Source organism: Bacillus cereus group sp. BfR-BA-01347 (genome assembly GCF_022663835.1).
GTDB classification, from domain to species: Bacteria; Bacillota; Bacilli; order Bacillales; family Bacillaceae_G; genus Bacillus_A; species Bacillus_A thuringiensis_K.
On record NZ_JAKUGG010000013.1, the window covers coordinates 31,618 to 57,562 of the forward strand.

The window sequence follows — 25,945 nt, forward strand, 5'->3', positions numbered from 1 at the left end:
AAAAGAAATAGTTATTTTCATATGAAGGCCTGAACCAGTCTTCCGATTATTTGTCAAAAAACTTTGCAAGTCCTGCCAATCTTGGATCAACAGTCTTTTCTTTGTCTTCTTCCGAAATCACTTGCCAGTCTTGACCTTGCGTCGGTGCTCCACCAGAAACATCATCACTGAAAATTTGCATTGGAATCTCCAAAAGTATATTTTCCTTGATTACGGGCAGTAAGTCAAGTACTTCTCCTTCTAAAGAGTGAATTTCAGCTTCAGTTTCAAATTCTTCTTGTGAAGTTTGGAACACCTCAGTTGTTTTAATGTCAAATGGTAATGTCACATCTACTAAAGAGCGAGAACATGGTAAAACCATGCTTCCAGTTATATGTAGATGAAACGTAAACTTACCGGAGCCAAAATCAACTCTTCCCGTTACATGAACAGGATTAATTTCACGAATATCTTTCTCGACCTCTTTTAGCTCACTTACATCTACCATCTCATCCAATGTCAATCCTTTATTTCTCAATTTATTCAATTGATGGATGGACCATTTCATATCATATCACCTCAAGGCAACAAACAAAATTATAGCTAGCCATTTTATATTTGTCAATGTTTTTTCTTTACACTATAATGAAGTCATCATAGTAAATAATATATAGAGTATCACGTTTTTCAAAAAGATGCTACATCGAAAGGAGAGATTACCATAAAAGCTGGTGGTATTGTTGTTGAATATAACCCTTTTCATAACGGTCATCTTTATCATGTGCAACAGACAAAAAAGTTAACACAATCCGATATAATAATTGCCGTTATGAGTGGTCCTTTTTTACAGCGTGGTGAGCCCTCACTCATTTCCAAATGGTATCGCACTAAAATGGCCTTAGCAAACGGCGTAGACCTTGTTGTAGAGCTTCCATACGTCTTTGCAACACAAAAGGCTGAAACCTTCGCAAATGGTGCTATTTCCATTTTAAATGCTCTACGTGTTTCTGAAATTTGTTTCGGTAGTGAGGATGGACAAATCGAAAATTTTTATAATACCATCTCCGTACAAAAAAACGAAGAAGAGACTTTTAACTGCCTTGTAAAACAATTCATGGGCACTGGTAATAGTTATGCAAAAGCAACATCGGATGCTTTCTCACACATTTTAACATCCGAAAAAAACATAGATATGTCACAACCAAATAATATTTTAGGCTTCCAATATATGAAAGCAATCCTGTCACAAAATAGCTCTATACAAGCTCAAACTATAAAAAGATTTGCCGCTCATTATCATGATGAAACATTTAGTGACCAACATATTGCAAGCGCGACAAGCATCCGAAAACAACTCTTTAGCGAAGAAGGATCATTTACAGCAATTGAACCTTTTCTCCCACAGGCAACCACTTCGCTTTTAGCAAATTACAAACAAAACTACGGGATATTACATAATTGGGAACAATACTTTTCATTTTTCAAATATAAACTCATGACGATGTCTCCAGGGGACTTACGACATATATATGAAATAGAAGAAGGTTTAGAGCATCGTATTTTATCAAAAATACAAAACAGTTCCTCCTTCTATTCATTCATGGAAGCATTAAAAACAAAACGTTATACATGGACTAGATTACAAAGAGCTTGTACACACATTTTAACAAACACAACAAAAGAGGAAATACGTAGCGCAAATATAGAACAACACGCACCATATATTCGCCTGCTAGGCATGTCACAAAAAGGACAAACTTATCTTTCAAAAAACAAGAAAAGAATCGAACTTCCAATCCTTACTCATACAAAAACATTTGACCATGCCGCTTTAGATATAGAGAAAAAAGCAAACTCTGTATATTTCTCCATCATGCACGAACCGTTACGCACGCAACTATTAAAACAGGATATAACACACCATCCTATTCGCTATGATGAAACATCTACAAAATTCCTATAAAAAAACCTCTCTATTTCAGAGAGGTTTTTCCTTATCCATCTTTTCTAAATATGTTAACGCATCATCCAGCGTATCTACTGGTACAATTTTCATTTTTGTTTTAATATCCTTTGCAGTCTCAAGTGCATCTTTATAGTTCGATTTCTCCGCACCTTTTTCATTTGGCGCAAAGAACACTTCAGCCCCGGCATCGCTAGCAGCCACCACTTTTTGATTTATACCACCAATCGGGCCCACTTCTCCTTTTTCATTAATTGTACCTGTTCCAGCTATTTCATGTCCTTTGGTTAAGTCTTCTTCCACAAGTTGATTATATATTTCTAATGTGAACATTAAACCTGCAGATGGTCCACCAATTTCATGAGAATTAATTTTCACTTTCGGATCGACCACTAATTCTCTTTCCGTAACGATAGAAACACCTATACCGACACGTCCATTCCCATTAGGAATCGTCTTTACATTTAAATTCTCTTTCAATTGTTTTCCATTTCTCATGTACTCAATACTTACAGCATCGCTTTCTTTTTTTCCAGTCATATATTCAATAAATTGCTCCGTCTTTTCAAATGTTTTTCCATCAACAGCTATAATAACATCACCAAGCTTAAGCTTTCCTTCTGACGGCATTCCTTTTGCCACACCAGCAACTAATACACCTTTATTTTCAAAAGATACTGAGCGATTTGCACGTTTATATGCATTATAAATTGCTGCATTTTGTGAATCTTTCATCGCATAATTTTGGCGAAATTGATATTCTTCATCACTCTCACCTTTTTGCAATATTTCTTCCGCTTTCGAAATATGTGTATATTTATTAAACTGTGCCGCTATTAAATTCACCACATTTGCTGGTCCCATTGAAACCGTAACAAGCATAAAATCACCAGATTCTTTCGTTCCACCCTCAACTTGAACGTAAGGCTCTAATTTGGCAGCCATTCCTGGTTTTGTTACATAATACGGTAAACGTACGTAAACAAGTAACATCGCCAATATAACCCCTATTAAGATTGCATATATAAACCGAAAACGCTTAAACATTATGTTTCTCCTTCCACTGCTCAATTAATAAATAAATATTTGAAACATGTTTTTCTGCTTCTACTTCTCCAACTCGAATAATATCTTCAATGTTTGTAAAAGCACGTGAACTAAATTGCTCTACAGCTGGTCGCATCATTAAATCCGATGCAATTTGCCGATTCATTACAAGCTCATGCTGCATAATTTCAATACTTTGCATGATTACGTCATAAATGGACGTAACATCGCCATTCACCTTAATTGGAGATACATCAACAGCGATAACAATATCGGCCCCTAACTCTTTCACAACCGATACTGGGATGCGATCAATGACTCCACCATCCACTAATAATCGTCCATCTATTTTTTCTGGTACAAACACTCCAGGAACAGATATGCTAGCCCTCACCGCATCTGCAACTGGCCCACTTGTAAAAACCACTTTTTCCCCCTTCAATATGTCAGTAGCCACAACAGCCGTCGGGATATCTAACTCTTCTAAATTTTTATTATATGTAAACATTTTAATCATATCTTTGACACGTTTTCCAGCAATAAATCCCATTTTCGGTACCGTGAAATCTAAATAATACTTCCGCTTAAAAACAGATGCCAATTTATACAATCTTTCAACGTTACTACTCGCCGCATAAAACGTACCTATTAACGCCCCCATACTACTTCCTGCAATCATGTGAATAGGGATACCCGCTTCCCTTAAAACCTTTATTACACCAATATGAGCAAACCCTTTCGCTCCTCCAGACCCAAGTGCTAAACCAATCTTTGGTTCTTTCATTTTTCTCACCCTTTAATTTTTTTCATTCCTTTTTCATACTTATGGTCTAAATTCACTACGTATCCACGTATACTGAAATGAACGTTTTTTGGGACAAAGGGGGATTTACTTACATGTATGAAAAATGGAAAACCGCTTTCCTTACCATATCAACGCTATTTTTAACCTTTTCTCTTGTACTCCACCCCCAAGCCGCTTTGCAAGCTTCTATTCGCGGGTTAAATATATGGTGGGAAGTTGTATTCCCTTCACTACTACCGTTTTTCATCATTGCGGAACTTCTAATTAGTATCGGTGTTGTAAAATTTATTGGCGTTATATTAGAACCACTCATGCGCCCACTTTTTCGCGTTCCAGGGATAGGCGGATTTGTTTGGGCGATGGGAATGGCTTCTGGTTTCCCTGCAGGCGCCAAATTAAGCGCTAGACTACGAAAAAGCAATCTTTTAACTCAGATTGAAGCGGAGCGCCTCGTTTCTTTCACAAATTCTTCTAATCCACTTTTTATTTTCGGTGCTGTTTCTATCGGTTTTTTTAATAATCCGAAATTAGGAATTATATTAGCCGCTGCCCATTATTTCAGTAACTTTGCTGTCGGATTAATTATGCGTTTTCACGGCGATAATACCGCTTACAAAAATAATACACACACTACAAAAAAACGTCGTTTTCAAAACCCTTTTTTAATTCTCCACGAGACGCGCTTACAAGAAAAAAGACCAATTGGTAAATTACTTGGGGATGCTATTGTTTCTTCTATTCAAACATTACTTATGATTGGTGGATTTATTATTTTATTCTCTGTGTTAAATAAAATGATTACTGTATTCCACATTACAGCAGCTCTTTCTTTTATTATGCAATATATTTTATCATTCTTCCAACTAAGTACAGATTTTAGTATACCTATATTATCAGGTATTTTCGAAATGACACTCGGAAGCCAAATGATTAGTCAAATAAATGAAACACCGCTCTTACAACAAGCTATGGTAACAAGCTTCATTTTAGCATTTAGCGGTCTTTCTATTCAGGCACAAATTGCTAGCATATTAGCTGAAACAGATATCAGATTTAAACCCTATTTTTTCGCACGAATTATTCAAAGTATCCTTGCCCCTATTTTTACATTTGTATTTTGGACACCGTTTTATGAGAAAGTGAGTTCTTTCTCACCTATGCCACAAGATATTCCTGTATTTTTATCCAAGCACCCTTCTATACTACATGAAATTTGGACATCTTTTATACATTACGGACCAATTTTCACATTATTTTGTCTATACTTATATGTAATTTTATTATTTTTGCGCACGTATAAAGAAAAACCCCGTTCACTTTAACGGGGTTTGAAACTTTTCTTTTAAAGCACGCTCTACAATAGGAGGTACAAGATCTACTACACTTCCTCCATACCTCGCAACTTCTTTCACAATACTCGAACTTAAAAATGAATATTGGTTGTTTGTCATAATAAAAAATGTTTCAATATTTTCATCTAATTTTCGATTCATAGAAGTAATTTGCATCTCATATTCAAAATCAGAAACTGCTCGTAAACCACGTAATATTGCATTTGCATTACGCATCTTTGCATACTCTACTAATAGCCCACTATGCGAATCTACTTTTACATTCGGGATATCTTTTGTCGCTTCTCGAATTAGTTCTAATCGCTCTTCAACTGAGAAGAATGGTTTTTTTGATGAATTGTTTAAAACGACTACGTACACTTCATCAAATACTTTTGCTCCCCTTTTAATAATATCCAGATGCCCAAGGGTAATTGGATCAAAACTTCCTGAAGAAATAGCTATACTTGTCATTCTGTCCCCTCACCTTCATACTTATAAATCGATATTGCAGTAATCCCATAATTCTCAGCTCGTACTTTTACAAGCCTACCTATTGAATTAGGTAAAACCACATCATTACCATGCTCTGCCATAATTAATCCATCACTATGCAGCAATCCATGTTGATCCATTACACTAATTAAAGATACAATTTTTTGCTCTTTATATGGAGGATCTATTAATATAAGATCGAATGACATTTCACGTTTTATTAACGCCTTTACTGCACGTTCCGCATCATTTCGATATACTTCAGCTTGTTCCTGTATTCTACAACTTTCTAAATTTTGATGAATTACTTTTATCGCTTTACTATCCCGATCAACAAAAATTGCTTTATCGATCCCTCTGCTCAAAGCTTCAATTCCAAGACCACCGCTACCACCAAATAAATCAAGGGCGATACCACCATCAAAATAAGGACCTATCATATTAAAAATAGATTCTTTTACTTTATCTGTCGTTGGACGTGTTGTATTACCAGGAACCGCTTTAAGTGGGTGTCCTTTACATTTTCCTGAAACTACTCTCATCTGTTGTCACTACCTTTATTTCAATCTATCGAGGGATTATTGAAAGCCATTTCCACTTCGGTAACCGCTAACAAACCACATTCACCTAACTATAGGAAAACTCGGCCTTAAATAACCTCTCGTTATTTATATATATTCATCTCATCATTCACTAATATGAACCCAATATGTATATTAGTTCCACTTTATCTTTTTTATCCTATCACAAAATAAAAAAAAGAAAAATAAAAAGCCCAACATAAAATTCAATTTCATTATGTATATCTTCATTTAGATTGGACATAAATAATTATAACAACATCACCTTCGATGTTGTTGCCAACCGCGGAGAAGACTTACGTTTCCCCATAAGTTCTTCCTCCGGTTTCTCCTCTCCCTTTGCCTTCTTACTAGTACATGCTAGTATAAGAAGGGCCCTGCTATGCAGGGTTTTTTTTCTTTGTGTGCTTTTCATTTAAAAAGTGAAATGGTACAGTAAAAGAAAGAGGAGGAAAAGATATGATTCAACGCTTTATAGAACTTGGAGAAGGCTACTCTGATTTATATGAATTACTTGAAATTGCCAAAACAAATCAAGAACGTATAGCACATATGTTACAATTTGAAACGATAAAAAACGATAAAAAAGTGTGTTCGCTTGTTGTAATATTAAAACCAACTACTACTGGTGATTTCCAACCATTATACATATGTCGTGAAGGCATTCCTGTATTTGAAAATAAAAAAAGTAAACGTGTCATTTTATTTGAAGAAGCGGCAGAACAACTTGGGAAAAAAGTGGCTACCTTTACTGTAAAACCATCTACAACTTTCCCAGAAAAAGAACTATTTTTTAATCATTTAATTGGTATTTTACGAATGAACAATTTCATTCCTCCGATGAAATAACACGTTATTTCAAGTGAAAAATCCCCCGCTAAATTTAGCAGGGGATTTTTTCTATTAGCTATAATCGTATTCTTTTGCTCGATCAGGACGGGAATTTTCAAATTCCGTTTTTAAATACGGGCGATACGACTGTTCTATCTTTTTCACAAAAGGAAGTTTGTTCAACTTATGCATCATATGCTCAATTTGTTCCATATCACAATATACTACAGCATATTTTAATCGTTTTGATATGTAATGTATGTTACCATATTTCCTTAAAATCTTGGCATGTTTCAATGAATGTAAATAAACAATCATACTTTGTCGTTGCCCGAACATAATCTTCTCCATCTTCTCCTTTTAAAAACATATATTTTATATTCTATGAAAACCGATCAGAAATTTATAACATTACAGGACAAACTCTGTATACGTTTTCTTCCAACTTCTAAAAAACGGGGTACATCACCCCGTTTTTTTACAACCACAACCTCCGCCAGTACCACAACCTCCACCACAGCCACCAGCATCAAAGAATGGATTTCCTGTTGGCACTTTAATGGAAGCAGACACTTCCGAACCGATTGCTACACTAACTTCGTCTAATAACTTCTGCAAAGCAGTTTCTGCTCTTTTAAAAGCTGCAACCTTATCATGTAAGTCCACAGAACGCTTTAATTCTCTCATTTTCATCGAAACGGTAGTATAGTCAGGATGGTATTTTCCAAAACGCTGTACTTCCTCATACCGTTCTTTCATCGCTGTAAATTGCTGAATTAGCTTCTGAAGTTCCATATCTTCATGTAATTCTCTATAATACTTACGATAATCTTCTGCTATATCTGAACAGATAATCGCTTTTGCAAGCTGCTCTGCCTTATCTAATATTAATACGCTTTCTAGCGTCGCTACAATCATGAGAGACACCTCCGAGTATCCATCATACCACATTTAGATTAGAACTACTAATTGAAGTGACTTACTCAAAAGAAAGATATAATGAAACTATTTTTACACTATATCCGTACACACTTATACATTAATATGTTCCGCTATATTATATTTAAGAACATCCCATTTTCCACTATTTTGTTTCACATAACTAATGCACGCATTTTTTAATGGTGTCTTAAATGTAATTTCATCTGGTTCAATGGCATGTAAAATCGCTTTTATCGCGTGTGAGTGAGCAACAATAATAATACGTTTGCCAAAATGAGTTGTCGCAACATCTTCTAAAGCAGCAAAGCAACGAGCTACAATCTCTTCATCTCGCTCCATACCTTCTACTTTACCTTCAGCAATCAACTCTCTAACAGCCGCAACCGGCTTCCCTGAAGCTTCCCCAAAATTCCGTTCAACAAATCGCTCATCTAATAAAATCGATTGTAATCCAGCTGCCTTTGCAATTTCATTAGCCGTTTCTTGCGCTCTAATTAACGGGCTACTTATAATGATATCCCACGTTTCTTTTTGTAAAGCAGCTGCACTTTGACTCGCTTGCTTCTTACCAACTTCATTAAGCGGAATATCTTCTCGTCCCTGAATAATTTCTTGAAAATTCCAATCAGTTTGTCCATGTCGTACTAAACAAATTTCCGTCATGCTGCAACTCCTTTTTAAATAATCAATCTCTATTGTAACAAAAGTTCTGCATGACGGACATATTTTTCACTTCCAATTAGGTTGCATTTTGTTGCTTCATATACTGAAACATATCAATCATAATCGAAGCAACGGCCAATTGATTTTGAAACTTTTCCACTTTATCTGGTATTGTTTTTTTGAAATGTTGCATCGCCGCTAACTCAAAAGCCTCTTTTTCTTCAGGATTTCGTGTTAATTTTCTATACCAGTATGGTTGTTCTCTAATATAGCGAGATAAATCCTCATCAGCCTTTATAAACTCCATAATTTCTGCTCTCATCATCTTTCCCCCTAATCCTTTTGAAAGAAAAACGGGTTATTTTCTGAAGTACTTTGCTCTTGCTGCGTACGGTTACCTTGAAATTGCTGAATAACTTGTTGCACGCTCCCAATTGCACTCGTCACATTAGCTAAATGGTTCTGCATTTGTTCCACGTCCAACTTTTTAAAAAAAGAAAGCATTTGCCCCATCACATCAGCAGTTTTTTCCTCTTCAGTTCGATTATCTTTTTCTTTTTTATTTTCTTTTACCGAAGAAAACGCAGGCGCTCCATCCGGTCTATACGTTGCCCATATTGGGTCCTCTTCACCAAGTAAGTACCATTCTTCATAAAATTGTTGCCATGTTTTGTGACCACTTCTAACCTCATGAACCATTTTAGGGTGATGGTTTACAAATTCTTTAAACTGTTGAACCGATGGATGTAACGGTCCTTTTGTTGTTGGCATAATCCTCACCTCTCCATGTATATCTACTATATAGTAAGAAAAAAAAGGCGCATGGTTCGCCTATTTTTAGACGATTCATGCACCTTTTTTTCTCCTATTTGCATACGGTCAGATTCCCACCTACAATTCAGTGAATACGAAGTAACTAATTTGGTGATGTAACACCCCACCGCTTACAGTTTCGCTTTATTTTCGAATAAAGTTTTGTGTATAAAATTTATCGTATACACCAACACCTAATCCTGTAAATTGTTCATTTAATAAATTCTTTCTATGCCCCTCACTATTTAACCACCCTTGCACTGCCGCAATTCCATCACTATGTTGCGCCGCTATGTTCTCACCAGCAAGTTGAAATCCTACTTTCCCGCGCTGCAAACGATCTCCTAGCGTACCTAATGTAGGTGAGTCATGAGAAAAATAATTATTGTCTTTCATATCTTTACTGTGACCAACAGCAACATCTGCTGTTTCCTGATCCCATGTTAGTAATGGTAATTTATGACGACTTCGAATGATATTTGTTAAATCAAAAATTTGTTGCATATTCCCATTTTCTACTTGTTTTATTTTTTCCGGAGTCAATGGTTGTTCTGCTATTAATTCACCTGAATAAACGAGCTGATACGGTCTTTGGCGTAATAAAGTTTCATCATCCATATAACGAACACCAACAAGCTCATGTGTAAATTGATCAAAATACAATTGCGCCCATCCATCTTCTACAGGTATTAACGGTTGTTCCATGACTTCGGTATCAGATAGCTCAAATTGATAACTATTTTTCCCTCTTTTTAATGAAATTTCATGCGAAAGCGGACTTTTTTTATATACTTCTTCATATTTTTCATTTATATAATAAGGTAGAACCTTAACTTGTTCACCAGCTGCGTACGCCGTTACAACTTTACGTTCAGAAACTCCAAATTGAACATACTGAGTTAAATCCTGGTTGTATACCCACCATTCATATCCGTATGCAGATGGCTCTATTCGAGAGGGTTCTCCCCACTTCGCTAATAAGTTTTCAGAGTCTTCACCAATCATATTTAAAACAGTATCTGGGGAGTCTTCCTTCATTTGCTTTTTCTTTTTCACAATTTTATTTTCTTGCTTTGATTGAGATGGGGTTAATATATATTGTGAAACGAGTAATTTCCCGTATAAATCAACAGCTAAAATTAAAAATGTAATCATTACGATACGCAATAATTTCTTCAAACGATATACCTCCTGAACAAAACATAAAATTGAGATATACACAAATCCATTTCTTTCTTTTTGTGTGTACCGTACTCTTTTCACTATATCATATTTTTGTGAAAAAAGTCTGGATTATCCCTTTTCTCTCAATATGAATTGCACTTTCTTATTATTCATACTATTATAAAAATAATGGTGTAACATTAAAAAAGGAGGTATTATATGCAATTTACAAATACGAAATTTAATGGAGCCGTCGTTGAATTAACTCTTTTAACTGAAATCATGGAAAACAACCACTTCGTACTTGCTGGACAGTGGGATTATGAACGGGTTACATACGATTATAAATTTGAAATATTAAAGGATATTTATTATTTACGAGTACAAGGAGTTGCTATTGAAGGTGACATTGGCAGTAGACATGCTGAAGTAAAACTACTTCCCCCCTTATTAGGAAAACATTATTATCCTCACGGCGTTGAATATGGTGATGATGAGACTTTCCCAACGAATGTACTTCAAAAAAGCGAACAACTCCTACAAAATGTCGAAAAAGAGTTAAAAGAATTTCAAATTATTGATTAACAAAAATAAGCGCATCAATATGATGCGCTTGTTTTATTTCCCTTCCCTAAGAATGAATCGTTTTTTTACTGGATATCCATAAATAGATCCATCTTTTACTTTAATCTCCTCTTCCCAAGGAACCTTATATTTACCTTCAGCTAAATCTTTTACAAACGTATATGGATTTTCTTTCACCCCACCAGGAGTTGCTACATATCCTCTTGAACCTAGATTATATATATTATTTTCCAATCCCCATCCTAATCTAGCTTGATCTGCTAGTTCTGGATATACTTCAGCAGTAACAATCTCCCAAGGATTTCGATGTCCCTGTACTAAAGTAGTCCCATCAAAATTACATACTTGTCCTTCACCAAAGTAATAAAATACACCATCATAACCCGCTAAGTTTACCGACAATGTATACATTAAATTCTGCCATGCATTTGAACGATTGGTTAGCATCCATTGTTCACTAACTTGTGTACTATATCCAGAAATACGAATTAAGACATTTGCACCTTTATAGGCCGCTTCACGAGCTACTTCAGGGAACATACCATCATGACAAATACAAACAGCTAATTTACTTCCTCCAGGTCCATCACAAACAGGTAAGCCTAAATCTCCAGCTTTCCAAGGCTCGACTGGCACCCAAGGATTTAGCTTACGATACTTCAAAATCATCTCACCTTGTGGATCAATAATAACTGCGGTATTATATGGCTCTCCACCATCAGGATTTTTCTCCATTATTGAAAAAACACCATATACTTTAGATTCTTTACATGCCTCAGCAAATAAGTCTGTTTCCGGCCCAGGCACTGTACATAAAAATTCTTCTGTAGTCCATTTTTTTGTATTTAGCCCTTGTGTACTATATTCAGGAAATACTATCAATTCTAATCCAGGGTAACCTGATTTGGTCGAATGAATTGTTTTTATGATTTGTTGAATTTGTTTATCAATGTCTGCACGTGACTCTACTACTGGTACTGGATATTGAATTAGTGCTGTCAAAAAACCACTAATCGGCTTTACCATACTTCCACTACTACCCATTTAAACTCCCCCTTAAAATAGTTCGTATTTATTAAATATAACAATATATATTTGTAACTCTCTAAAAAACTTGCACTACACATGGAATTATTACGCATGAAAACTAGTAGTAAATTTTATATCCACTTTTAGTACACGCCTACACTAACTTAACACAAATAGTTAGAAAATTCAATCTTTTTAAAGTGACTAAGTAAAAAAGCGTATGGAATCCCATACACTTTTTTACTTAGTCTGTAAATATGGCGGCAATTGTTGCAACTGCTCCTTATCCTTTTCACGTTCTCTACGTGCCCATCTAAAGAATACATAACCTATAATTGTACCGTACACTATTTCCTGGACAATTTTCATTATGATACCACCAGTTTGCTGGTCTTGTACGACTGGCATCCAGTGCAAAAATTCTGGTCCCGTTATATTTAAATCAGATAAAGTACCCGCTGGTACACATAGTTCCATCGCTTTCATCCAAGCAGCCGGATCCGTATACGTTGCAAATAGCGGGGCTGTTGCAAAAATGATTAACGCACAAGCAGGCGTTAATAATATGCCGTTAGCAAACATATAACCAAGTTTCTTTATATCACTTAACGTTTGATATTCTGGTAATGGATTTAACATCGGCCACCACATCATGATTGCTGTAAAAAACAATATAGCGAGACAAATAGGATGAGCTATTTGACTTTGTTTTACTGTATCAAAAACAACTGGTAAATGATAAAAAGAAAACAGGCCGTTAAATACAAACAACGCAATAAGTGGTTTAGCAAATACCTTTAATATAACTTGAACGAACTTAAAAGAAGTAATATAACGATATAACCAAATTGGTATACCAAGCAACAGTAACGGTGGAACCGCAATATACATGACTGCCATTTCAAACATATGAGCACTAAATATAATATGGCCAATTAAATCAATAGGCCCTCCCTTTACAAAATACAAAAGAACAATACCAGTCGTAAAATAAAAAATTTGCTTCTTACTTACCTTCGTCGCATTTTCAAATCGCATTCTATATGGCCCAATAATTAAGAAGTACCCAATAAGAATCGAAAGCATAAATAATAAAAAGATTGGACTCCATAAAGCCTGAAAACCAAATATCCACAAGTTACTCATTTTCACACCGACCTTCGTAAGGTTATCTCATAATATGAAGAGGGAGCTGTGACAACACAAGCTCCCTTATTTTTCACTTTTCAAATCCACACGATTGTCATAAAAGCTAAAATTGTAATTAACCCTATTAGCAAACCAGAGTAAAGAAAGAAACTTGCTGCTTCATGTCCTTTATGACTCATATGCATAAAATAATACAATTGAAAAATTACTTGTACCACTGCTAATAGTAAAATAAACGGTACAGAGAAAGTCGGACTAAAAGTTTTTGGATACGCCACTGCTACAAATGCAACTAATGTTAAAAAAATCATTAATGCAAACGTAATAACTTGATGCCTCATTTCCTCCGCACTTTTTCTCTTCCGATAAACAAGATCAACTTTAGGATTATTCGTTTGCTTTATCGCCATTGTTTATCCCACCATTCCCATTAAATATACTACAGTGAAAATAAACACCCAAACTACGTCAATAAAGTGCCAATAAATCGATGCAACATAAAACTTCGGTGCATTGTATAAATTTAGACCTCTCTTCGCATTTCTAAAGATTAATGTTAAAATCCAACATAACCCAAACAATACGTGGAGTCCATGTGTACCAACAAGAGCATAAAACGCAGAGCCAAAGGCACTACTTCTCATAGTATGCTTAAATTCATGTGTATAATGATAAAACTCATATATCTCAAACCCTAAAAACCCTAAACCTAGCAATACAGTTACTAGTAACCAAAGTTGCATTTTCTTAAAGTTAAAGTTTTTCATGTGATACATCGCATATACACTCGTTAAGCTACTCGTTAATAAAAGCATCGTCATAATAAAAACGAGTGGCATTTGGAACATCTCTTGAGATGTTGGTCCACCATTTGTAGAATTCTTTAACGCTAAATATGTGCCAAATAAGGAAGCGAACAACACTGTTTCGCCTCCAAGAAATAACCAAAAACCGACAAACTTATTTTTCCCTTCAAGGGTTGCTTTTTCAGGCTCTGCTGGAAATGTTTCATTCGTTAATTTTTCATCTACATGCATTATGCCTTGCCCCCCTTATCATCTAAATCTTCTTTATGAATATGATATCCATGATCATCGATTACTGAACGTAGGAACATTGCGCCAAATGTAATGATTAAACCAATAATTGCTACTAATAACCAAAACTTATCTTTTCCGCCCTGCATATACATCGCACCAAATGCCGCTATAAACAATCCGAAAGAAATGACAAATGGTGAAAACGAAGGATTTGGCATATGAATATCACCAACTGGTTCCGCTGCTGTCATCTCTTTATTACCTTCACGTTTTTCAATCCAAAACGGATCTAATCCGCGAACAAATGGTAATTGTTTAAAGTTATATTCTGGTGTCGGTGCCGGCATTGTCCATTCTAATGTACGTGCATCCCACGGATCACGACCAGCTTTTTCTTTTGATACTGTCGTTTTAATTACATTGAATAAAAGAACAATCGTTCCAAGAGCCATAAATACCGCTCCGATAGAACTAATCATATTCCCCATTTCCAACCCTTGCCCTTCAAGATATGTGTAGTAACGACGCGGCATACCAATCAAGCCAAGGAAATGCTGAATAAAGAACGTTAAATGGAAGCCGATAAAGAATAGCCAAAACGTTATCTTTCCTAATGTTTCATTTAATACTTTATTAAACATCAGTGGCCAATAATAATGAGCTCCTGCAAGTAAACCAAATACAACACCGCCAACGATTACATAATGAAAATGCGCTACTACGAAATAGTTATCATGAAATTGATAATCAGCTGGTGCAGATGCTAGCATAACCCCTGTAACTCCACCCATTACGAATGATGGAATGAAAGCTACTGCCCACATCATTGGTGTCGTGAAGCGAATACTTCCGCCCCACATTGTAAAGAGCCAGTTGAATATTTTAATACCGGTCGGAACTGCAATCGCCATTGTTGCAACTGAGAAAATAGCATTTGCAACTGGACCAAGCCCAACTGTAAACATATGGTGAGCCCATACCATAAATCCTAAAAATCCAATTAATACTGTCGCAAACACCATCGACGAATAACCGAATAATCGTTTTTTCGAAAATGTCGCGAAGATTTCCGAGAATATTCCGAAAGCTGGAAGTATAAGAATGTATACCTCTGGATGACCAAAAATCCAGAATAAATGCTCCCATATAATTGTATTCCCGCCCAGCGCTGGATTAAAGAAACTTGTTCCAAATAAGCGATCTAACATTAAAAGTCCTAATCCTACAGTTAACGGCGGAAAAGCAAATAATATAAGCGAAGATGTTACAAATGTCGTCCATGTAAACATCGGCATACGCATATACGTCATCCCTGGCGCACGCATATTAATAATGGTTACAAGGAAGTTGATACCTCCAATTAATGTACCAATACCTGAAATTTGCAAGCCAAGTACATAGAAATCAACCCCATGACCTTTAGAGGCTAAAGCTAAAGATGCATAAGATGTCCATCCTGCATCAGGTGCTCCACCTAAAAACCAACTTAAATTTAAAAATACTCCACCAAAGAAAAATAACCAAAATCCGAGTGAATTCAAAAACGGGAACGCAACATCACGTGCACCAATTTGAAGTGGTACAGCGGCGTTCATAAATGCAAACACGAGTGGCATAGCTGCGAGGAAAATCATTGTTGTACCGTGCATCGTTAATACTTGATTATAAGCATCCCCAACAAGAAAAGCGTTGTTAGGAATCGCTAATTGAAGGCGAATAAATAGAGCTTCTATTCCGCCTATTACAAAAAACAATCCACCTGCAATTAAATAGAGAATGGCAATCTTTTTATGGTCTACTGTCGTTAAATAATCCCATATGACAGCACCCATCCCCTGTTTTTTTGCTACAGAACTCACGTTTTCAACCTCCCCTTCGCGAATAATCCCTCTTTACTTTTCAACTTTTAACGTTTGTAAGTATGCATTTAATGCATCAATTTGATCATCTGTTAAGTTGCCATATTTGCCAGTCATTTTGTTTCCTGGCTTCATATTTTCAGGATCTTTCAGCCATTTTTTTAAGTTTTCTTCATTGTTTTCGGCAATACCGGCAACCATATCGCGATCCGCAAAGTTTGCTAAGTTTGGTGCGATACGAGCGGAAGGTGGTCTACTATCATTAGATCCAACTGCGTGACAACCAATACAGCTTTTATTAAATATTTCTTGGCCCTCTTGCGCCTTTGTTGAAGCTACTTCTTTCTTCCCATCAATCTTCTTCATATCAGCAAGCCATTTTTTGTACTCGCTTTCATCTAAAGCTTTCACTTTAAATTGCATTAAAGAATGTGATGGACCGCAAAATTCGGTACAAAAACCATTATAAGTGCCCGATTTATCTGCCTTTAACCACATTTTGTTCACATTGTCTGTATTTGTATCCATTTTCCCTGCTAAAGATGGAACCCAAAATGAGTGTTTAATATCGGCACCCTTCAAATTTAAATACACTTTCTTACCTGTGGGGATGACCAAATCTTGCGAAGTTACTATCTTTTCTGATTTGTAAGAAAATTCCCACCAATAAAGATTCGCTGTTACATCAACAACGATAGTATCTTTATCAATATTCTTTTTCTCCATCGCACTTACATCAGCAAGTTTGAATGTATATGTAACCGTTGGAACAGCTAAGATTAGTAAAAGAATAATCGGAATAACTGTCCATATAATTTCTAGCTTGTGATTCCCTTCAACTTGCTCTGGAATATGATCTTCCTGGCCTTTCTTTTGGCGGAAACGCACAATTACATACAAGAAAATAATAGTAACTACTAGCACTACTCCTACCATGATTGCACTCGCCAGTAGAAGTAAATCATATTGCATTTTTGCTACTTCTCCTTGCGGAATTAAAGTAGATTGAAAGGCTTTACCGCATCCCCCTAACAGTAAAGCCAGCAGTGAAACGAACGAAAGCAGTCGCCACTGTTTCTTCATACAAACAACCCCCACTTTCCTTGTGAATTAGATTGTACTTTATAGTTAAGTAAAGTAAATCTCAACGTAAAGAAATCCAATTATGTCGTTGTCTTAGAAGAATGTAACTACAATCATTGATACAAATAAGATTGTTAAATAATTTAGGGAATAAACAAACATTTGCACGGACCATTTGATGTCATCTTTCTTACGGAAGCCATAAAATCCTAAAACGATCCATCCGATGTTAAGCAGTGTTGCAATTACCATAAATGTTATCCCTAGTCCACTCATATAAAATGGTAGTGGTAATAAACATACTGTCCAAATCATAATTTGGCGTTTCGTAATTTCAAATCCATGAACTACAGGAAGCATTGGAATTCCTGCATTTCGATATTCATCAACACGTTTCATCGCTAATGCAAGGAAATGTGGGATTTGCCAAATAAACATAATTAAAAATAACATCCAAGCAATTGGATGACCTAAAGATGGATCGATTGCTGCCCATCCAATTAAAGGTGGAACTGCTCCAGATATACTACCTACAACAGTATTTAGTGTATACTTTCTCTTTGTCCATAAAGTATATAGGACAACATATGTGAAAGCACCAATAAATCCCATTAAAACTGCCATTGGTGTTGTTAATAATAAGAATACAAATCCAAGAAGTAATATAACTAGTCCAAATGTAAGTGCAAATCCTGGTTTATACTTTCCAGTAACCGTTGGACGTGTCTTTGTTCTTTCCATTAACGGATCGATGTCTCTATCGATGTAGTTATTTAAACAACATACCCCCGCCATAATTAATCCTGAACCAACGATTGTAAAAAATAGCTTATCCAGATTGTCCATCACACTTAATCCATTAAAGTGTAATGCCAACCAAAATCCTGTAAATACAGTAAGTGTATTTGAGTTTACAATCCCCATTTTAACGAGTGCTGATAAATCTTGTAACCGAGTTGTTTCCGGTACACTTGTAACAGCGGACTCATCATGCAGCTCACTTGTTGCATGGTTCATCACTCTAACCCCCTCTTAAAACTTTCATCTTTCTTTTTGCGCCTATTTCAAATGAAATAATTCGCTTCTATATAGCAATATTATTACAGTAGAAACATTGTTAACCCATTCTACTACTAATCTACGCCCATACTCCAATATATTAAATCATATTTCCCGAACATTTTGTGAAGAAAACATGAACTTTTTGTGTCGAATATAAAAAACTTCATTCTGACTTGTCCTTATCATAACATGATGTTACCTTCTATAATAAACTATTTTGTCCTATTTAACACGTATTCTCCCCATTTCTTTTCAAAATAGCCTATTTTCCAACCAATTTTTTCCTTGTGAACCCTGTTTTTACACCTATTTTCTCTCCCTTTCCTTCCCCCTCCATTTCTTTGCTATTTTATTATTTTTTATATATCATAGGAACTAGCGCGTTTTATTCTATACATAATGGAATGAAAATATTTCGCAATAACTTCATAGCAGAAAGATGGTGAAAGAGATTGCAACGCTTTATTAAATGGTTAGCAGTCATTACAAGCCTTGATTTATTAATAGTTTTATTAGGAGGCGCTTTAGTTACAAAAACAGGTTCTGGTCAAGGTTGTGGTAAATCATGGCCACTTTGTAACGGTGAATTTGTTCCATCTAATTTATCAATGGAAACTATTATTGAACTTAGCCACCGATTAACATCCGGATCAGCTGGAATTCTTGTCACACTCCTTTGTATTTTGTCCTGGAAATATTATAAACATGTGCGTGAAACAAAAACGTTAGCAATTTTATCCTTCGTATTTTTAGTTGCACAAGCATTAATGGGAGCAGCAGCAGTTGTTTGGGGACAAATGCCAGCTGTACTTGCTATCCATTTCGGTATTTCCTTAATTTCATTTGCTTCTGTCATTTTATTAACGTGTCTTATCTTTGAAATTGACCAAAAATTTGATGCACGTTCACTTATTATGGACAAAAAAATGAAATTTCATATTTATGGTGTAACAATTTACAGTTATATCGTCGTCTACACAGGCGCTTTAGTACGTCACGAACGAGCTAGCTTAGCCTGTCCAGACTTTCCTTTATGTAGCAAAAACAGACCTATGCCAACTCAACTACATGAATGGGTTCAAATGGGCCATAGAGTTGCAGCGATGTTAATTTTCGCTTGGATACTATACGCGATGATTCTCGCTATCCGCCATTACAAACAGCAACCTGTAGTATATTGGGGATGGATCATTTCATTTATCCTTGTTACACTTCAAGCTGTAGTAGGAGTTTTAGTTGTATTTACAAACGCTAGTTTAGCAATGGCATTGTTACATTCTCTATTCATTTCTTGCTTGTTTGCCGTACTATGCTATTTAGTTATGTTAGGAACAAGAAGTAAAGTGAATGCAAAAGAAGCCGAATCAACTTCTAAACAAACAAAATAATTTAAAACTAAAATCCCTTGCCAATTCGGCAAGGGATTTTTTGCAATAAGAAAAGAGCTGTATTTACACAGCTCTTTTCTTATTTTAGTGATCTAATTCAATAAGTAAATCACCTGTTTGAATTGCATCACCATCGTTAACATATACTTTTTTCACTTTACCATTAAACGGCGCTTGAACTGTCGTTTCCATTTTCATCGCTTCTGTAATTGCCATAGAATCGCCTTTTTTCACTTCATCGCCTTCTTTTACAACTACTTTAATTACCGTTCCTGGCATCGTTGCACTAATATGATTTGGATTCTCACGGTTTCCTTTCACACGTTGTGCAACTGTTGCTTTTACACTCTCGTCTTTCACGATAATTTCACGTGGTTGACCGTTAAATTCCAAGTAAAGAACACGGTGTCCATCCGGCTGTGGTTCTCCAATTGATACAAGTTTAACCATCAATGTCTTACCCTGTTCAATTTCTACATCAATTTCTTCACCTAGTCTCATACCATAGAAGAACGTCGGTGTATCAAGTACAGATACATTTCCATAAAGCTCAGCAACTTTTTCATAGTCCATAAATACTTTTGGATATAAAGCATATGCAACTACATCAAAAATCGTTACTTCGCGTCCAATTTTATGGAATAATTCTTCTTTTAACGCTTCAAAGTCTACTGGCTCTAGTAATTCACCTGGTCTTACTGTTAATGGCTCTTTTCCTTTTAAAATAATCTTTTGTAATTCTTTCGGGAAACCACCGTACGGTTGACCTAAATCACCCGAGAACATTTCAACAACAGACCCTGGGAAGTCCATCGCATGCCCACGCTCTAAAACATCCTGTTCTGTCAGATGGTTTTGAACCATAAATAATGCCATATCACCAACAACTTTTGATGATGGCGTTACTTTTACAATATCTCCAAACATGTCATTCACACGGCGGTACATTACTTTCACTTCATCGAAACGATCTCCTAAACCAACCGCTTTCGCTTGTTGCTGAAGATTACTATACTGCCCACCCGGCATTTCATGCATATATACCTCTGTATGAGGCGCATTCATACCACTTTCAAACGGTGCATAGTATTTGCGTACATCTTCCCAATAATGAGATAGTTTTTCTAAAGAATCTATATTAACATCTGGTTGTCTTTCGTTTCCGCCTAACGCATAGTATAGCGTGTTGGCACTTGGTTGTGACGTTTGACCAGCCATAGAACTCACTGCTACATCGACGATATCAACACCTGCTTCAATTGCCTTCGTATACGTTAATATACCATTTCCACTCGTATCGTGCGTGTGCAGATGAATTGGAATCGACACTGTCTCTTTTAATGCAGAAACTAAATCATATGCTGCATTTGGTTTTAGTAAGCCCGCCATATCTTTAATACCTAAAATATGAGCTCCTGATGCTTCTAACTCTTTTGCTAAATTTTTATAGTAATTTAAATCATATTTACTACGCAGTGGATCATGAATATCTCCTGTGTAGCACATTGTTGCTTCTGCAATTTTACCAGTGTCTCGTACAGCATCAATTGCAACTCTCATGCCTTCCACCCAGTTTAAGCTATCAAAAATACGGAATACATCAATGCCAGCTTGAGCAGAACATTCCACAAATTTTTGGATTAAATTATCTGGATAGTTTTTGTATCCAACTGCGTTTGAAGAACGAAGTAACATTTGGAATAACACGTTCGGCATTTTTTCACGAAGATCTAGTAATCGTTCCCATGGATCTTCTTTTAAGAAACGATACGCAACATCAAACGTTGCACCGCCCCACATTTCCGCTGAGAATAGGTTCGGTAACATTCTCGCTGTTGGCTCCGCAATTTGATGTAAATCTTTTGTACGAATACGAGTTGCAAGTAATGACTGGTGTGCATCACGGAATGTTGTATCCGTTAAAAGTACACGTTTTTGATCCTGTACCCATTTTACTAATCCGTCTGCTCCACGCTCGTCCAAAATTTGTTTCGTTCCATTTTGAATTGGCTCTGAATGTTTTAAACATGGAATACGAGCATCTGGGAATATTGGTTTTTCTTTTTTCCCTACTCCTGGGAAACCATTTACTGTTACTGTGCCAATATAATTTAACATTTTTGTTCCACGGTCTTTACGTTTCGGGAACAAGAACAGTTCCGGTGACGCGTCAATAAACGACGTATCATATTCCCCTGATAAGAAGTTTTTATGTTTTACTACATTCTCTAAGAATGGAATATTTGTTTTAATACCACGAATACGGAATTCTTTTAAGTTACGTTCCATTTTTGCAGCAGCTTGCTCAAAAGTAAGTGCCCAAGTTGTAACTTTTACAAGTAAAGAATCGTAGTACGGTGTAATAACTGCACCTTGGAAGCTATTTCCTGTATCAAGACGCACACCAAAACCACCGCCTGATCGATACGCCATAATTTTTCCTGTATCCGGCATAAAATTATTTAGCGGATCTTCAGTTGTTACACGAGATTGAATTGCAAATCCATGCACAACTACTTCCTCTTGCTTCGGCACACCTACCATTTTGCTATGTAATGAATGTCCATCAGCTATTAAAATTTGTGATTGAACGATATCTACTCCTGTAATCATTTCTGTAATCGTATGTTCTACTTGAACACGTGGATTTACTTCAATAAAGTAAAACTCATCATCTTTTACAAGGAATTCTACTGTTCCTGCATTTAAATAGTTTACATTTTTCGTTAACTTCACAGCAGCATCACAAATACACTGACGCAAATCATCTGAAAGTGATACACTCGGTGCTATTTCTACAACTTTTTGATGACGACGTTGTACAGAACAGTCACGCTCGTATAAATGAACAACATTACCTTCTTCATCTGCTAAAATTTGTACTTCTATATGTTTAGGTTTTTCAACGAATTTTTCGACGTAAACTTCATCATTACCAAAGGCTGCTTTCGCTTCTGATTTCGCTCGATTATATGATTCTCCTAATTCCTCACTAGTACGCACAATACGCATACCACGACCGCCACCACCAAGGGACGCTTTAATAATAATCGGGTAATCATACTTTTCAGCAAATTTTTCGACTTCTTCTAATGAATCTACTGGACCATCACTACCAGGTATAACTGGAATTTGTGCTAGCTGCGCTTGTGTTCTTGCTTTCACTTTATCTCCAAACATATCTAAATGCTTACTTTTTGGACCGATAAAGATAATTCCTTCTTCTTCGCAACGTTTCGCGAATTGAATATTTTCTGACAAGAAACCATATCCAGGGTGGATTGCATCTACATGATTACTTTTTGCAATCTCAATAATGCCTTCAATATCTAGATAAGCATCAATTGGTTTTTTTCCTTCCCCAACTAAATAGGACTCATCGGCTTTATAGCGATGATAAGAACCACTATCCTCTTTAGAATAGATTGCAACTGTTTTTAATCCTAGTTCCGAACAAGCTCGAAACACACGAATTGCAATCTCTCCACGGTTAGCTACCAATACTTTTTGAATACGTTGCAGCTTTGTCATGATTTTCCCCCTCTACTTTCCTACCACTCTAGAGATAAAATATATACACACCTTAAAAAGCGTGAAGTTCTTCACTTTCCACATTATATTATACTTAGAAAGCTTCACTTTATTTTTATCCATCATACCTTATTTTTTAACAAATGATAAGTTTTCTGTACAATTTGTTTCACAAAAATAGTATAGCATACCTCCTCCTTTTCTAACAACTTAATTGTATATCACATTAAATTTAATGTGATATATTTTTTAACTGAAAGATATATTAATACATCACATTTAAAACTACTTAAAAATAAAAAACACATCATGCTCTAAGCACAATGTGTTTTTATTTTACAACTACAAGATGTGGTCCATTTTGTTCTCTTTCTTTCATTACACCATTCTGTTGTTTCTCTTGTCGTTTCACGTGACTAGCAATATTGAGTAGTATTCCCATTGCAAGTAGATTAGCTATTAAGGAACTCCCGCCATAACTAATAAACGGTAAAGGTACTCCCGTAAGCGGTATTAATCCAGACATACCACCAACATTAACAAAAGTTTGTACTCCTATTAAACTTGCAATTCCGATTGCAATTAAACTTCCAAAAGGATCGTTACATTTTTGAGCAATCCTGAATGAACGAATAATAATAAGTAGCAAGCAAATTAAAATAATAGCTACACCAATAAAACCTAATTCTTCAGATATAATAGCCATAATAAAATCTGTTTGCGGTTCTGGTAAATATCCATATTTTTGCACACTATTTCCTAATCCTCTACCATTAAGCCCTCCTGAAGCAATTCCAATAAAAGAATTTACTAATTGGAATCCATCATTTTGAGGATCATTGAATGGATCAAGGAAAACTGAAAAACGTGCCTTTTGGTATCCACTTAATTTATAATTAGCCAAAAAATATAGAGCTGGAATCCATACTATAGAAGTTAAAACAATTCGTTTAATCCATAAATTAATCCGTACTCCTGAACAAAGAAACATAATCCCTACTGTTGCTGCAATTAACAAATCGGTACCTAAATCATTTTGCTTTAAAATTAAAAACATTGCCATTCCAACAAAACCAAGTGTAAGTCCCGACCCTTTAAAAACAGGTGTATTTGTCTCTTGTCTCCTTGCAAAAAAGCGAGCTAATATAATAATAATCGATAGTTTAACAAATTCAGCGGGCTGTATACCTAATATCCAACCTTTTGCACCATTTATTTCCTTACCAAAAATCAAGGCTGCTGCTAGTAAAGCAATACTCCCTAGCCCCATCGCCGATAAAATTATTCGTTTCCTCCAAAACTTATAAGGTAACGAAGCTACAATCACTAACAATACCGTTCCGATAGCTAAAGTTATTAATTGTTTTTTAAAAAAGTAATTTGCCGGCCAGTTATGCCTCGAAATCGCAACAATGGAACTAGAACTATATACCATTATTACTCCCAGTACACATAAGATAACAAGAGGAAGTAATAATGAATAATCCATTGATTTCCATACTTTTTTCATTTCATTTCCTCTTTCTGTTTCAATTTAATTATTGTTGTATTCCATATGTACATTGATTCTTCCTGCTTTATTATACAAATAAAAAGCTCAAACTAATTTAGTTTGAGCCCCCTTATTTGAACCCGTTATTGTTGTTTGTTTGTAAACGCTTCATGAAGTGCAGATAACTCACGTTCGAGCTCACCTAACATTGCTTTCCCTTGTTCTTCTGCAATAAGACCAAGGCGAACTGCAAAATCGACCTCGCGGGATAGTCCAAACATTTGTGTGTCTAACACTTCTTCATATAATGGACATTGCGGCATTGTAAGATGGTCCATTTGCACCTTAATAAGTCTTAAAATCTTCTCTGCATCCGCTTGTAGAAGGGCTAGTGCCTTTTCCTGATGATTTGCTACTGTCTCAGACGCCAAATTGATTCCCTCCGTTTCCGTCCTACTCTCCTATATCCTATCTATTAATATTAGCGATAGTTTTAATAAATTGCAATAGAAACATTTTTTGTGACAACAGTGTCTAATACTATTATACTGAAAAGTGGGAGTATAACACAAATGGGGGAACAACAATGAGCGAAATTTTATTTATTAACGGAAAAGTACGTTTTCCAATTACTATTGATCCAACTGTTTGGATCTTTGATGATCGAAAAGTAGATTTGACAACTTACTTTGATGAAACTAGAGAAAACACGTCTGAACTAGAAACTTATTTAAAAAACACTTCAGAACATTGGGATCGCGAAATCCGTGATGGTGCCGCTTTTCCCCCAATACAGCAAAGTGTGAAGAAATATAAAAAAGAACAGCTGATTACTGGAACATTTGGTATACCACTTCATCCATTCCTTGCTAACGCTGAAATTTTAGAGGACGCTACGCAAGTTGAAATTGAAACAGTAGAACAAACATTAATACTTCCATTAGAAACTGTCGAAAATGCTATTCTTGGTTTTTCAAAAGAAGGGAAGCCATTAAAAGAGGATGGACCTGTTCATCTATATTACAATGATGGATCTAATAGACAAAATCCAATCCGTAACATCCGTAAATTTACAATTATTTAAAGAAAAGGAGTGAGCTTAAGCTCACTCCT

At 35.7% G+C, this 25,945-nt stretch carries 27 protein-coding genes; 6 read left to right on the plus strand and 21 right to left on the minus strand.

Annotated features, from left to right (window positions below; translation table 11 throughout):
- Nucleotides 1-46 precede the first annotated feature (46 nt).
- Entirely contained in the window at nt 47-547 is a 501-nt protein-coding gene (locus tag MR143_RS18765) for a YceD family protein (RefSeq protein ID WP_000872149.1), read from the minus strand.
- A 213-nt stretch (nt 548-760) separates the two neighbouring features.
- Between MR143_RS18765 and MR143_RS18770 the strand changes: the two genes are divergently transcribed.
- The gene (locus MR143_RS18770; RefSeq protein ID WP_242280890.1) at nt 761-1,942 is read left to right on the plus strand and encodes a nucleotidyltransferase; all 1,182 of its coding nucleotides are present in this window, start codon (nt 761-763) and stop codon (nt 1,940-1,942) included.
- Nucleotides 1,943-1,957: 15 nt separating this feature from the next.
- Here the strand turns inward: MR143_RS18770 and MR143_RS18775 are convergent, their stop codons facing one another.
- Both MR143_RS18775 and MR143_RS18780 read right to left on the minus strand, forming a co-directional pair.
- On the minus strand, nt 1,958-2,989 hold the full coding sequence (locus MR143_RS18775) for a SepM family pheromone-processing serine protease (protein WP_000476298.1): 1,032 nt from the start codon (nt 2,987-2,989) through the stop codon (nt 1,958-1,960).
- Complete coding sequence (locus tag MR143_RS18780; RefSeq protein ID WP_000662590.1) at nt 2,982-3,773, minus strand: patatin-like phospholipase family protein; 792 nt, start codon at nt 3,771-3,773, stop codon at nt 2,982-2,984. Before MR143_RS18780 ends, MR143_RS18775 begins: the two co-directional genes overlap by 8 nt.
- 113 nt (nt 3,774-3,886) lie before the next feature.
- On the opposite strand from MR143_RS18780, the gene ylbJ reads away from it, so the two are divergent.
- Nucleotides 3,887-5,116, plus strand: a complete 1,230-nt coding sequence (gene ylbJ, locus MR143_RS18785) for a sporulation integral membrane protein YlbJ (RefSeq protein WP_000273081.1) — start codon at nt 3,887-3,889, stop codon at nt 5,114-5,116.
- On the opposite strand, the gene coaD is transcribed toward ylbJ, so the two are convergent.
- Both coaD and rsmD read right to left on the minus strand, forming a co-directional pair.
- On the minus strand, nt 5,108-5,599 hold the full coding sequence (gene coaD / locus MR143_RS18790) for a pantetheine-phosphate adenylyltransferase (protein WP_000200601.1): 492 nt from the start codon (nt 5,597-5,599) through the stop codon (nt 5,108-5,110). The genes ylbJ and coaD overlap by 9 nt on opposite strands.
- The gene (rsmD, locus tag MR143_RS18795) at nt 5,596-6,162 is read right to left on the minus strand and encodes a 16S rRNA (guanine(966)-N(2))-methyltransferase RsmD (protein WP_001266977.1); all 567 of its coding nucleotides are present in this window, start codon (nt 6,160-6,162) and stop codon (nt 5,596-5,598) included. The genes coaD and rsmD overlap by 4 nt, the downstream gene beginning before the upstream one ends.
- A 498-nt stretch (nt 6,163-6,660) precedes the next feature.
- Here rsmD and MR143_RS18800 point away from each other — a divergent pair, with 498 nt between their 5' ends.
- Nucleotides 6,661-7,050, plus strand: coding sequence for a DUF7147 family protein (locus MR143_RS18800; RefSeq protein WP_000616015.1), 390 nt, complete (start codon nt 6,661-6,663; stop codon nt 7,048-7,050).
- 54 nt (nt 7,051-7,104) lie between these two features.
- Here the strand turns inward: MR143_RS18800 and MR143_RS18805 are convergent, their stop codons facing one another.
- The 6 genes from MR143_RS18805 to MR143_RS18830 all read right to left on the minus strand — a co-directional run bounded on the left by MR143_RS18805 (nt 7,105) and on the right by MR143_RS18830 (nt 10,629).
- Entirely contained in the window at nt 7,105-7,371 is a 267-nt protein-coding gene (locus MR143_RS18805) for a YlbG family protein (RefSeq protein ID WP_002082261.1), read from the minus strand.
- Between the two features lie 126 nt (nt 7,372-7,497).
- Nucleotides 7,498-7,950, minus strand: a complete 453-nt coding sequence (locus tag MR143_RS18810; RefSeq protein WP_000634363.1) for a YlbF/YmcA family competence regulator — start codon at nt 7,948-7,950, stop codon at nt 7,498-7,500.
- 114 nt (nt 7,951-8,064) lie between these two features.
- Complete coding sequence (locus MR143_RS18815) at nt 8,065-8,637, minus strand: histidine phosphatase family protein (protein WP_000134949.1); 573 nt, start codon at nt 8,635-8,637, stop codon at nt 8,065-8,067.
- Between the two features lie 76 nt (nt 8,638-8,713).
- Nucleotides 8,714-8,959: a YlbE-like family protein gene (locus tag MR143_RS18820; RefSeq protein WP_001200990.1), complete on the minus strand. Its 246-nt coding sequence runs from the start codon at nt 8,957-8,959 to the stop codon at nt 8,714-8,716.
- A gap of 11 nt (nt 8,960-8,970) precedes the next feature.
- Nucleotides 8,971-9,408 carry a YlbD family protein gene (locus MR143_RS18825; protein WP_001143346.1) on the minus strand — a complete coding sequence of 146 codons (438 nt, stop codon included), beginning with the start codon at nt 9,406-9,408 and terminating at the stop codon, nt 8,971-8,973.
- A 186-nt stretch (nt 9,409-9,594) separates the two neighbouring features.
- Nucleotides 9,595-10,629: a CAP domain-containing protein gene (locus MR143_RS18830; protein ID WP_000735380.1), complete on the minus strand. Its 1,035-nt coding sequence runs from the start codon at nt 10,627-10,629 to the stop codon at nt 9,595-9,597.
- Nucleotides 10,630-10,833: 204 nt separating this feature from the next.
- Between MR143_RS18830 and MR143_RS18835 the strand changes: the two genes are divergently transcribed.
- A complete protein-coding gene (locus tag MR143_RS18835) occupies nt 10,834-11,199 on the plus strand; it encodes a YugN family protein (protein ID WP_001160943.1) in 366 nt (121 codons plus the stop codon).
- A 33-nt stretch (nt 11,200-11,232) separates the two neighbouring features.
- Here the strand turns inward: MR143_RS18835 and MR143_RS18840 are convergent, their stop codons facing one another.
- The 7 genes from MR143_RS18840 to ctaB form a co-directional block, all read right to left on the minus strand.
- The gene (locus MR143_RS18840; RefSeq protein WP_199717796.1) at nt 11,233-12,243 is read right to left on the minus strand and encodes a formamidase; all 1,011 of its coding nucleotides are present in this window, start codon (nt 12,241-12,243) and stop codon (nt 11,233-11,235) included.
- 225 nt (nt 12,244-12,468) lie between these two features.
- Nucleotides 12,469-13,374 (minus strand): cytochrome c oxidase assembly factor CtaG, encoded by a 906-nt coding sequence (gene ctaG / locus MR143_RS18845; protein WP_000069030.1) that lies wholly within the window; start codon nt 13,372-13,374, stop codon nt 12,469-12,471.
- A gap of 80 nt (nt 13,375-13,454) precedes the next feature.
- Nucleotides 13,455-13,787 (minus strand): cytochrome c oxidase subunit IVB, encoded by a 333-nt coding sequence (gene ctaF, locus MR143_RS18850; RefSeq protein ID WP_000985708.1) that lies wholly within the window; start codon nt 13,785-13,787, stop codon nt 13,455-13,457.
- A 3-nt stretch (nt 13,788-13,790) separates the two neighbouring features.
- Nucleotides 13,791-14,414 (minus strand): cytochrome c oxidase subunit III, encoded by a 624-nt coding sequence (gene ctaE, locus MR143_RS18855; RefSeq protein WP_000557861.1) that lies wholly within the window; start codon nt 14,412-14,414, stop codon nt 13,791-13,793.
- Nucleotides 14,414-16,249, minus strand: coding sequence for a cytochrome c oxidase subunit I (gene ctaD / locus MR143_RS18860; protein WP_153577875.1), 1,836 nt, complete (start codon nt 16,247-16,249; stop codon nt 14,414-14,416). The genes ctaE and ctaD overlap by 1 nt, the downstream gene beginning before the upstream one ends.
- Nucleotides 16,250-16,309: 60 nt before the next feature.
- Nucleotides 16,310-17,359, minus strand: a complete 1,050-nt coding sequence (gene coxB, locus MR143_RS18865) for a cytochrome c oxidase subunit II (protein WP_000745265.1) — start codon at nt 17,357-17,359, stop codon at nt 16,310-16,312.
- A gap of 93 nt (nt 17,360-17,452) precedes the next feature.
- Complete coding sequence (gene ctaB / locus MR143_RS18870) at nt 17,453-18,376, minus strand: protoheme IX farnesyltransferase (RefSeq protein ID WP_001015061.1); 924 nt, start codon at nt 18,374-18,376, stop codon at nt 17,453-17,455.
- A gap of 497 nt (nt 18,377-18,873) precedes the next feature.
- Between ctaB and ctaA the strand changes: the two genes are divergently transcribed.
- Nucleotides 18,874-19,809, plus strand: a complete 936-nt coding sequence (ctaA, locus tag MR143_RS18875) for a heme A synthase (protein ID WP_001188744.1) — start codon at nt 18,874-18,876, stop codon at nt 19,807-19,809.
- 84 nt (nt 19,810-19,893) lie between these two features.
- Here the strand turns inward: ctaA and pyc are convergent, their stop codons facing one another.
- The 3 genes from pyc to MR143_RS18890 form a co-directional block, all read right to left on the minus strand.
- Nucleotides 19,894-23,340 carry a pyruvate carboxylase gene (gene pyc / locus MR143_RS18880; protein ID WP_000164053.1) on the minus strand — a complete coding sequence of 1,149 codons (3,447 nt, stop codon included), beginning with the start codon at nt 23,338-23,340 and terminating at the stop codon, nt 19,894-19,896.
- Nucleotides 23,341-23,671: 331 nt separating this feature from the next.
- The gene (locus MR143_RS18885) at nt 23,672-24,850 is read right to left on the minus strand and encodes an FtsW/RodA/SpoVE family cell cycle protein (protein WP_000758409.1); all 1,179 of its coding nucleotides are present in this window, start codon (nt 24,848-24,850) and stop codon (nt 23,672-23,674) included.
- Between the two features lie 125 nt (nt 24,851-24,975).
- Entirely contained in the window at nt 24,976-25,263 is a 288-nt protein-coding gene (locus MR143_RS18890; RefSeq protein WP_000135694.1) for an Fpa/YlaN family protein, read from the minus strand.
- A gap of 155 nt (nt 25,264-25,418) precedes the next feature.
- On the opposite strand from MR143_RS18890, the gene MR143_RS18895 reads away from it, so the two are divergent.
- On the plus strand, nt 25,419-25,916 hold the full coding sequence (locus MR143_RS18895; RefSeq protein WP_001289812.1) for a hypothetical protein: 498 nt from the start codon (nt 25,419-25,421) through the stop codon (nt 25,914-25,916).
- Nucleotides 25,917-25,945 lie beyond the last annotated feature (29 nt).